The sequence below is a fragment of the Paenibacillus xylanivorans genome (genome assembly GCF_001280595.1).
Classification (GTDB): domain Bacteria; phylum Bacillota; class Bacilli; order Paenibacillales; family Paenibacillaceae; genus Paenibacillus; species Paenibacillus xylanivorans.
Genome location: NZ_LITU01000074.1, coordinates 52,017 through 62,426, shown reverse-complemented (window position 1 = coordinate 62,426; position 10,410 = coordinate 52,017). Strand labels below are relative to the sequence as shown.

Here is a 10,410-nt window from a genome sequence, read left to right as displayed (position 1 = left end):
CACAAATAGCACTGGAGAAAGCCATTGAGGACTATAAAGGTGCGATTCTCATGATTTCTCATGATTTCTATTCTGTTGTAAATGGTATGGATTATGTTTTAATCATTGACGATAAAACGATTAGAAAAATGAGTATGCAAGAATTTAGAGAGATGATTTATGCTAGCCATTTTGATAAAGACTATTTAGAAACTGAACAAAAGAAAAAATCAGTTGAAATGAAAATAGAATTGGCTTTAAAAGATACTAATTTTGAACTTGCAAAAGTATTGGTTGATGAGCTAGAAGAGCTAATTAAGTTGCTTTAAATTACAACTCTCTGATTGAAATGATTACAAGAAAGTGAAGTCAGTTACAGCGAAAAGGGCTAAAGTGAATTAGTCTGAGTTTAAGGTGGAAAAATATCAATAAAAAAGACACTGATGAATAGAATCTGAGTGTCTTTTTACTGCATTGATTTCTTGATAGCTCTTGCCGAGAGGGAATAGTTCAATACAATAATGACTCACCTTATTATTTAATTTCCCGATCCAAAAATGTAATTGCAAAAATAAAGGCATACCAATATGTCACAGTTTCATTCTTCAGTAAAGAAACTTGTAAGAAATGAGAATATGGATTGGATTTATCTTGAAGCATCTCTAAGCTGCAAAGTCCGATTTCAGTGCTTTACCAAAGATGGTAAACTAAGATCACCGATAATAGAGGAACTAGTTGATTTGACTGTAGCATAACGAGGTACGGAGCTTGTGTTACTAAAACTTTTCAACATAGATCTATGACGAATAATATAGTGAGGTGCATTCTATGTGCGGCAGATTTACAATTATAAATCCTCTTGAAAGCATAAAGGAACGATACTTGGCTTCCGATGCTAAAGGTTTTGACTATCGGCCAAATTATAACGTTGCCCCTATGCAGTTTATCCCGTCAATCATTGCAACCAGTAATGGTAATCGTTTAGGTTCTCTTCGGTGGGGGCTTGTACCTTCATGGGCAAAAGATGACAAAATCGGATCTAAGATGATAAATGCCCGAGCTGAGACCCTGACCGAAAAACCTGCATTTAGGCGATTGGTCAGTTCCAAAAGATGTATCATTCCCTGTTCAGGTTTTTATGAGTGGAAGATGGATGGATCCGGAAAGCAGCCGATGCGAATCTTGATGAAAGATGAATCCATTTTCTCCCTTGCCGGTCTGTATGACACCTGGTTGGATCCGGACGGAAACAAATTATCAACGTGTACTATTATCACCACAGAGCCTAATATTCTTATGGCTGAAATTCACAACCGTATGCCGGCCATTATTAGACCGCAAGATGAAGCAGAGTGGTTAAATAGGGAAACGGACAAAAAAATCGTTGTAGGACTTCTTAGACCGTTTGCTGCCGATGAAATGCGTGCATACAAGGTGGATTCTTCAGTAGGTAATGTGAAGAACAATGAAAAAGAATTAATCCGAGAAGTTTCCTAAATAAAAAGTAAAACTCTAGGATGGCAATGGCCGTCCTATTTGTCTGTCTCCGGAAGTATGAGGGCACATTTACGTACCAGGGATTGTCGCCGAATTAGTTAGGGGGAAAGACCCTGGTTAACATTGGATACCATTGCGAGAAAAATCGCTTTTCTCGAATTTTCATGTTTAATTAAAAGAAAGTCGTTATACCGTTCCACGTCGTCGACGCGTAAAGACTCCAATATTGAAAGAGGACAACCGATCCGAGTACAACTAAAGAAACCCTTAGAGATCAACCAATCAAGAAATTAAATAGAATCTGAGCAGTAACTCAATAGTGTATTTGGTGACTTCTTTCGCATGTTGCGTAAAATATACTCTAGCCCTATGTCTAGCAGATGGACGTGCTTCGTCTGCAATCTGTGTCCAACAAACATTAGCCTTTTATATCAGTACCAACTTCGTGAAGAAAATACAGGTACCAGGATCATCCATCCGTAAACGATTTTGATCGTCGTGTCTCATGTATTGGCCCTCGGAGGAGACGATATGTATGTAAAGCATACAAAATGCGCTTAACAATGAAATAACCTTTTAAAGGTACAATATATTTGAGTACATAAAGTGGAGTTATTATGCGTACAGAGGAGAGGTTTAATTGGAACTCACAGTAAGTCGCTCTGAATTATTGGAGAGTATTTTCAAAGCTGCGCCGTTTTTTGCCCAGCTTTGCCAGGAAGAAGATATTGCGTTAGCTATCGCCGACAAGGAGAAATTGATATTTTATTCGCCAGACCGCAGCAATCCACTGGATGTAAAACCCGGTTCACTTATCTCCAAAGGTCAAGGTATTGAAGTTGCGATGACAACCAGACAAATGGTCGTCAAGTCTATTCCGAAAGAAGTGTTTGGCATCCCATCGCGTACGATTGCCATTCCTGTAATCAATGAGAACGATGAGGTGGTCGGCGCGATTGCGTTTGGAGTTAGCTTGGCTAGGCAGTCCAAGCTGTCTGACTTGGCAGAACTGCTCGTCTCGGCCAATACACAAATTACGGCAAGTATAAGCAATTTGCTGGAAACGTCTAAAGAGCTTCGGGAAGCACAGGAATCGATGAGCAAGTCAGCGGATCAAACGAAGAAAGAAGTTCTTGAGACAACGAAGATTACCGATTTGGTAAAAAGAATCGCCACGCAGACGAACATAATTGGACTTAATGCTGGTATTGAAGCGACACGTGCAGGCAACGCAGGTAGAACGTTTCAGGTTGTAGCCCACGAAGTGCGCAAGCTGGCCGGTGATAGTGTGAACGCGGTACAGCAAGCCGAAGAGCGTATCGGCCGTATGAGGGAGAAGGTAGAGACGATTCTCTCCAAGACCTCCACGGTCGACGCTGCGTCAGTCTGTGGAATTCAAGGAAATTGAAGAGACACTAGCCAGTCTAAATGATTTGTCGAATCGCTTACTGGAAGCTTCGAGAAATTATTAAGTATAATAGGGCAGTCCTGGTCAAATGTGTATCTAGATAAGCTGAACTATTCATTTACACATAAACGGAGAGGACAGAAAAAACCTGGAAAAGCGAAGCGTTCGCCTTTATCACCGGATTTTCCCCTTGAGAAAAGGGAATCAAAAAAATCTGGGGATAACAGCGATTGGAAGGTTATTCTGTCATCGGAGTGTTCAGTGTAAAATCTCTAGTTCAAATTATATAGATGGAATTGTCCGTATCAGGATGAACGTATCAAAGAAGAAGTTCAATCCATGGTTTCTTTTACACCTCAGAAGATCTCAATGTTTATTATGAGGAACCCAGATAAAGAGAATATACAGCTTCAAAAATCAGTTGATAAATATGTAAACAAATTGAGTTTTTAAAAACCCGTTGGACTAATAAACGGGTTATTTTTTATTGTGTGTGGTTGGAAACAAACAATGGTGATATAAGCCGCGCCAATTTTGTGGCTTTTTTAATATATAGATACACCAGACCTTTTTGTTGGAAGCTAGACAAGCACATAATTCGAGAGTATTGATTCAAATTCTTTTTATTTTTCATGACTATTGACCTTGGGTCTGACCTAAGGTATATGCTTAACTCATATTCAAGGAGATGGGGGAGAAAACAGTTGAAACCGGAAATTACCATTAGCGAGTTCGCCAAACTCATGGGTGTATCCGTGCATCAAATTCGCTATTTCGAGGAAAAAGGCATATTGTATCCGTCCTACATGGATGAAAATCAATATCGGATGTATGGCATACATGAGATTTATCGACTTTCGCATATTTTGTTGCTTCGAAAGGCGGGCTTGTCTGTGCAAGCTATTCGGGATTGGATTGACCAAGGGACGCCGGATGACATGAAAGAATTGCTCGAACAGTCGGTTTCCAAGATCGAGGAGGAGATGCACAAGCTTCGGAAATTAAGCGATTTGATCGGAAAGGTGCTGGAGGAGAACGAGCGATATGGACAGGAGACACCTTCCTTTCAGGTGATTCAACGTGATTCGTTCGCTCTGTCTTCATGGTTCGAAACGGACGTTGAGACCGAGCTGAATGCTCGCATGTTGACCGACCAGCGGGATACGTTGCCAGAACTGTTTGAAACCGACATTCATTACATATATGAAGGCGGATCTCGTGTGCTGTTATGCACCCAAGCACAAGACACTCCAGGAGACATTGTGTTGCGAGCTGGCGAGTATTTATCATACCGTTTCTCGATCCAGGGGGAAGAAGGGCTTGAGCCGCATAACGCTCAATTCCAAGCCTTCGCAGATTGCCATAAACTGAATTTGACGGTACCCCAAATTCTTGTGGAGAAGTCATACTTGTCTCTGTTTACGCAAGAAAGCATACATTACGAACTGCTTGCTCGTATTGATTCAGTCGAAAGCGACGCTACGGAAAAGGGGGAGAATCAGTGAGTATCCAGCCAATAATTCATATGGAACGAATTTATATGATTTGCGAAATATAGAATGAAAACGGGAGAGGAATGTCGATAAAAATGAAGAAAAAATGGGGGATTTCACTCTTAATCATCCTACTGTTCTTTGGAGGAACGGGTGCATATATTTTAAAACAGAACAGTTTTGACATGATCGAACAAGCCGTAGAAATCAGCACGCCACAAGGCAAGCTGACGGGAGTGCTAACATTACCTGAGCACTATAGCAACAAGCTTGGTTTGGTGTTGTTTATTCATGGAGATGGTGCAATTGATGCGACGCATGATGATGGATATAAACCGCTTTGGGAACGACTTGCTTCGTTGGGATATGCTTCATTGTCGATGGACAAAAGAGGGATTGGCGGATCAGAAGGTAACTGGATGGACCAGAGTATGGAAGATCGAGTGGAGGAAGCACAACAAGTGTTGGCCTGGGTTAGGCAGCAGCCGGAAATTGACTCGAATCGCATCGGCGTATGGGGTGCGAGCCAGGCAGGATGGGTTATTCCCAAACTGGCGGGAAAAGAACAGTTAGCCTTTAGTATTCTCGTCTCTCCAGCAATCAACTGGTTGACACAGGGGGAATACAATACGCGTAGTCAAATGACAAAAGAAGGTCGATCCCCGATTGAGATTGAGGAGCAGGTGATTGCAGATAACCGTATTAAGGATTGGCTAAAGGCAGGCGCTTCCTATGCTGAATATGTGAGTGCTGCGGGCCCTGACAATGTCATGTCCAAAGATCGCTGGAACTTCGTGAGCAAGAACTATCTTGCCGATGCTACCAACGATATTTCCAATTTCAATTCGCCGGTCCTGCTCATGCTTGGAGATCATGATATTAATGTGGATGTAAAGGAAACAGAAGAAGTATACAAGGAACAGATATCTCCATCCGATCTGTTACATGTCAAAAAGTTAAAGGATACAGAGCATTCCATGCTCTCTACTGCAACAGCTGATTCACCCACGCGTGCTTTGTTGATTAGCCTGTTTGGGCCGAGGGATATTACAGTCAAGGGATACATGGAGGAAATTACTCATTTCCTGCAATCCAATCATCTAACGAATGCGGTGCAGCCATAAAATCGGATAACCTTCAGGCTGCCAGGGGGGAAGATATGAAAGTCAAGGTACCGAATGGAAGAATCATCGGCCTGGACCTGGCTAGAGCGATGGCCATTATAGGTATGATGATAGTCAATTATAAATTAGCTATGGAGGCTCAAAATGGAAGACCTCAATGGATGAGGTCTGCAACGGAACTTTTTGAGGGTAGAGCTTCTGCACTGTTCGTCATTCTTGCGGGCGTGGGTGTGTCCCTCATGGCGGCCCGTGCGAGAGTTTCTGGAGAAGTGAAACAGTTGAAGGCAATCCGAAGAACGCTATTACGCAGGGCTGCATTTCTGTTCTTGGCCGGGATCGGGTTGCTAGTCATGGGCTGGAGCGCGGACATTCTTCACTATTATGCACTGTTCATTGCGCTATCAGCCTTGTTACTCCGATTATCAGACAAAACGATTTTCACATGGATGATAATAATTCTGATAACAACGGTATTTCAATCTATATTTCTTGACTACAGTTACGGTTGGTCAGAAAATTATCATGAGTATGTTGGGCTCTGGACATGGTCCGGATTTGTACGGAATCTGCTGTTTAACGGGTTTCACCCCTTTTTTCCGTGGTTTGGCTTCTTTCTGCTTGGATTGTGGATCGGGCGCAAGGATTGGCTGAAACAACAGGATAACAGAAACCGATTGCTTGGAATTACCGTCGTTATTACGATAATGGCGGAGCTCTTTTCACACCTTATCATTCGTGAACTTACGCCGGGCCTGGGGTCTGAAGCCACGCAATCGCTCTTTGGCACTAAACCGATGCCGCCCAATCTGATCTATTTCTGTTCGGCAGCCGCATCGGCGCTGTCCATAATGGTCATGTGCATTCAAGTGGGTGAACGATGGAAAGAGAGTAGATGGATGCAAGCATTAATCAGCACGGGCCAGCTGTCCCTAACCCATTACGTTGCTCACATTGTGCTTGGTCTTGTCCCGCTTCAATGGCTAGGACTGTTAGAGAATGGAAGTGTTGTATTTTCTACGATCTACGCTTCCCTTTTCTATGTTGCTATGATTATCGTATCGGTGTATTGGAAGGGACGTCATAATCGTGGGCCGCTGGAACTATTAATGCGATGTTGGGAATGAAAGCAATAGGGGGCAACGGAATGTCCAAATCGAATGATTCTGCTTTCTGCGCTGAGTTTGTTACGTGATTATTCGCTTGTTGGATAAACTGCTTGCACTATAAGTGAGATTTTAAGAAGAAGTATTAATATAGAACCCGCAGCAATACGCTGCGGGTGTCAGAATGTAATGAAATCCGCTGCTTGCTTTGTTTATTGACCCGCTGGTGTGTAATTCTCGTCTAGAAAAGATTGAACAGCTTGGAACGCCTGAACTCTATTTTTCTCGAGCAGTACCATGTGAGTTCCTTCTCCGATTTCCACCCAACGGCGATATGCAGCTCCGGTTAAGGAAGTAAAGAAGTTTTGAGCCAAATCTAACGGTACATCAATATCCCACTCCGCATGAATGAGGAGTACAGGTACGGTGATATCTTTTGGTTCGTAGAAGGCTTTGCCAACCGTCCAATATTCACGTATGTCTAGAATTGGCCCGTTGGTAGCGCGGATATGCTCAGGATGTACGGTCTTGCTATTAGGATCGGAGGCCAGTGTTGCTTCAACCCATTTCTCAAACCAACCGTCAGGGAGCAAGCTGTCACGTTTCCCTTCAGGAGCAGCACTTAACCAGCGTTCTTTAGTAGTACCTGCTGGCACAAGGCGGTAAGAGCCAAGCGAGCCGCCAGTATCAATAGGGATTGGTTTGTTGCTCAGCCACTGAGGAGCAATAAGGGTTAACTTGTTCACTTTGTTGTTATTAAGGCTTGTATATGCTCCAGCCACTGTGCCGCCCCAAGACATCCCAAGTACATTGACCTTCGATAGATTGCGGTGATTCAGGACGAAGTCTATAGCCGAGCCAAAGTCACGGATTCCGGTTTCTGTACGGACAAGCGGAGGATCCTGATCGGCAGGTTGATCCATTTCTGGCGGTCTTGTGGATCCACCATAGCCACGAACATCTACCGCATAGACGTCATAGTCGTGACTAGCGAGGTAGTCAAGGAAGGTAAAACCGTCTAGCTCCACATCGTATAAGCTACCAATTGGATAAGTAGCACCATGGACCATGAGGATCGTCTTCTCATTAGAGAAGACAGTCATAGATGCAGGACGTTTATTAAGGACCGATAGCTCAATACCCGGCGTATCGCTAGCAATGTTAAATTTCTCAGATACGATGGAGATAGATTTGTTGAATGTATGGTTAGACATCATATTTTCCCCTCTCTTTGATGCATTAGATAAAGTGCCAGTTGAAGCTATCATCGGATCTAGAGACATAACCGGCTGAACTCTCTGGGAAATGCGTACTGAAATAAATAATTGGACGATCTGCGATGTATTCCAAAGCCCAGAGGCGCGAAATTCGAGCCTGATCACCAAATTCACAGTACATAGAATTCCAATCTGGCCTCATGACTTGGAATGGATGATGCATGATATCGGCCCCGAACAAAGCTTCTTCATCACCTGATGAAAGACGAATGGACATTTGTCCAATACTGTGACCTGGAGTCGGAATGAATGTAAATATATCTAGAAAGTTTCCGCCTTCTGGACCGATTGTTTCCGTCATGCCTGCCTCAATGATAGGAAGTACACTCTCTTCGTAAACGTTGAAGTTCGCTTCATTTTCTTTGTTATGGCTCGCTTCGCTGGAGTAATACTCTTGTTCTTTAATAGGAAATACGTACTTTGCATTCGGGAATGTCGGTACCCATTTTCCGTCTACCAGCTTTGTATTCCAACCGACGTGATCCACATGCAAATGAGTTAGTAACACGTAATCGACTTCTTCTGGATTAACACCTGCCTCTTGAAGTCGCTCGAGATAAGGTAGATGCAGATTAGCAAGATCCGGATTCAGTGGCAGGTTTTTATCATTTCCTGTCGCTGTATCAATAAGAATCGTATGTTGGGGTGTTTTCACGACCCAGGTGCCAATACTGACGATAAGTTGAGAGTTTTCATCAATTAAGCCCTCTGAGAAGGAGTCTTTGTTCGCTTCCAAAAAAGAGGGATCCCATGTACCTGGGAAATAAATTTCAGGTGGAACGCCACTGATTACCATTTCCGTGACTCGGGTAACAGTAGTATCGCCTACGGTGTAAATCTTAGGTAGCTTAGTCATATGACTCATCGCCTTCCTTTAAAATTTCCCTGAAAATGAAATGTTATATTGAAAAGAATTATGTGTAAATGACCAGGGATCATATTTGCACATCAACCTTGTTAAAATCTTAGTCCAATAATGCTGGTAAATCAACGTTTTTGCACCGAAATTGAACCTTCGTGAGAAAGCTTGCTATTACTCGATATTTTAATTATTATCAAATATAAATTTCGCTGGCAGCGAAAAAAATGAATGTGTAGGAGAAATGAAAGATGAATTCTATAGGCGAGGTCATTAGAAATACCCGCAAAAAACAGAAATTAACACTTAAAGAAGTGGCAAAAGCAGGATCCATTTCATTATCTTTTCTCAGCGAAATTGAACGGGACAAAGCGAATCCGTCGATCAGTGTTCTAAAAAGGATTGCCAATGCGTTGAATGTTAATTTTACTGATCTATTTGGAGAGAAAGAGCAAAGCATCGTTGTGAGAAAAAACGAACGTAAACCATTGGTGCATTCTGAAGGCTCACGTATTACGTGGTATTCCCTTAGCGAGGGAAGTAGAAATAAGATGGGACCCATATGGGGCGTTCTTGAAGAGGGTGCGACTTCTGGTGATGTTGGTGTAGGACACAGCGAAGGAGAGGAATTTCTGTATGTCCAGTCGGGGTGCTTGGAGTTTATGCTTGGGAATGATAGATATACGCTAGAAGAGGGAGATAGTATTTATTTCGATGCTAGGACGCCGCATAGCTATAAGAATGTATGGAGAGGAGAGACCCTGGTCATTGCCGTATCGACGCCTCCAACTTTTTAAGTTCAAATTAAAAAAATCATATGGGGGAATAAATTATTCTTCATATAAAGTGAGTAAACCAGCGGGATGTCCCATATGGAGCAGACATTACCATTTGCAGATTTAGAGATAATACTGGTATGGGCGCAGGAAGCCGTATCAACGGCTTACACGGTAATCCTCTTGCTGAATATAAATTTAAGGAAGTGGGACGGGCAAAGCCTGGGAAAGATTTGAATGTTCTTGAACAGAAAAAAATCAACCAATATGGTGGTTTGCAAAAAAATGGTGGAACATTACAAAATAAACGAAATCAGATTAGTGAGAAAAGGTGGAAAGAATATGGTATTACCCCACCTAAAAAGAAATAGTGAAAGAGAAAAATAATGGCAGGGAAAAAAGGGTTACCGTGAAGATAGGAGATGTCTTCGCAATAAGACTTAATCAGGGTCGTTATTGTTATGGACAAGTTGTTTCTGAAGGAAGGATATCAGATTGTATGATTGTATATGATTTGGTATCAATGGAACACCCAAAGGTCAGTGAAATCACGTCGAAACCAATCATTTCCTTAATACTGAAGATGTCCCCGAATTGGAGTCTTGGTCACCTGTTAGTCTAGAAAAAGCAGTTAATGCTAGGTTTGTAACAGGAGAATGGGACCCGTATTATAATGAGTTAATTTATACAGGTCAGTTTTTAATTTAACACCTTGATGGGCTTAATGCCCTCAAGGTTTTTTTGAGTCGATGCAGGAGCTGGGGAGAGCTCCTGGTTGTTTTCTGATCATTTATTTAATGGATCAATTTTATTATTTTTCATAATTATATTTTATATATATATGAATGAGCACTAAAAACATAATAGTTTCTGATTAGATGAGGCAGTGTGACC

10 protein-coding genes and 1 pseudogene are annotated in these 10,410 nt (G+C 42.2%); 9 read left to right on the top strand and 2 right to left on the bottom strand.

The genetic code is table 11. The annotated features are described in order from the left end of the window. The 6 genes and pseudogenes from AMS66_RS23325 to AMS66_RS23300 all read left to right on the top strand — a co-directional run. Positions 1-308: pseudogene (locus AMS66_RS23325) on the top strand (ABC transporter ATP-binding protein); the annotation flags it as partial. Positions 309-807: 499 nt separating this feature from the next. Continuing rightward, positions 808-1,476, top strand: a complete 669-nt coding sequence (locus AMS66_RS23320; RefSeq protein WP_053783077.1) for an SOS response-associated peptidase — start codon at positions 808-810, stop codon at positions 1,474-1,476. Positions 1,477-2,116: 640 nt separating this feature from the next. Then, entirely contained in the window at positions 2,117-2,884 is a 768-nt protein-coding gene (locus tag AMS66_RS23315; protein ID WP_053783076.1) for a methyl-accepting chemotaxis protein, read from the top strand. A gap of 704 nt (positions 2,885-3,588) precedes the next feature. Then, a complete protein-coding gene (locus AMS66_RS23310; RefSeq protein ID WP_160319730.1) occupies positions 3,589-4,389 on the top strand; it encodes a helix-turn-helix domain-containing protein in 801 nt (266 codons plus the stop codon). An 83-nt stretch (positions 4,390-4,472) separates the two neighbouring features. Next, positions 4,473-5,501: an alpha/beta hydrolase family protein gene (locus tag AMS66_RS23305; protein ID WP_053783074.1), complete on the top strand. Its 1,029-nt coding sequence runs from the start codon at positions 4,473-4,475 to the stop codon at positions 5,499-5,501. A 35-nt stretch (positions 5,502-5,536) separates the two neighbouring features. Beyond that, complete coding sequence (locus AMS66_RS23300; protein WP_053783073.1) at positions 5,537-6,625, top strand: DUF418 domain-containing protein; 1,089 nt, start codon at positions 5,537-5,539, stop codon at positions 6,623-6,625. Between the two features lie 191 nt (positions 6,626-6,816). On the opposite strand, the gene AMS66_RS23295 is transcribed toward AMS66_RS23300, so the two are convergent. Both AMS66_RS23295 and AMS66_RS23290 read right to left on the bottom strand, forming a co-directional pair. Continuing rightward, positions 6,817-7,821, bottom strand: coding sequence for an alpha/beta hydrolase (locus AMS66_RS23295; protein ID WP_236703593.1), 1,005 nt, complete (start codon positions 7,819-7,821; stop codon positions 6,817-6,819). A gap of 22 nt (positions 7,822-7,843) precedes the next feature. Further along, positions 7,844-8,737 carry an MBL fold metallo-hydrolase gene (locus tag AMS66_RS23290; protein ID WP_053783071.1) on the bottom strand — a complete coding sequence of 298 codons (894 nt, stop codon included), beginning with the start codon at positions 8,735-8,737 and terminating at the stop codon, positions 7,844-7,846. A gap of 254 nt (positions 8,738-8,991) precedes the next feature. Here AMS66_RS23290 and AMS66_RS23285 point away from each other — a divergent pair, with 254 nt between their 5' ends. The 3 genes from AMS66_RS23285 (at position 8,992) to AMS66_RS34785 (ending at position 10,138) form a co-directional block, all read left to right on the top strand. Beyond that, on the top strand, positions 8,992-9,537 hold the full coding sequence (locus AMS66_RS23285) for a helix-turn-helix domain-containing protein (RefSeq protein WP_053783070.1): 546 nt from the start codon (positions 8,992-8,994) through the stop codon (positions 9,535-9,537). Between the two features lie 119 nt (positions 9,538-9,656). Continuing rightward, a complete protein-coding gene (locus AMS66_RS23280) occupies positions 9,657-9,887 on the top strand; it encodes a hypothetical protein (RefSeq protein ID WP_053783069.1) in 231 nt (76 codons plus the stop codon). Further along, positions 9,887-10,138, top strand: a complete 252-nt coding sequence (locus tag AMS66_RS34785; protein ID WP_160319729.1) for an Imm26 family immunity protein — start codon at positions 9,887-9,889, stop codon at positions 10,136-10,138. Before AMS66_RS23280 ends, AMS66_RS34785 begins: the two co-directional genes overlap by 1 nt. Positions 10,139-10,410 lie beyond the last annotated feature (272 nt).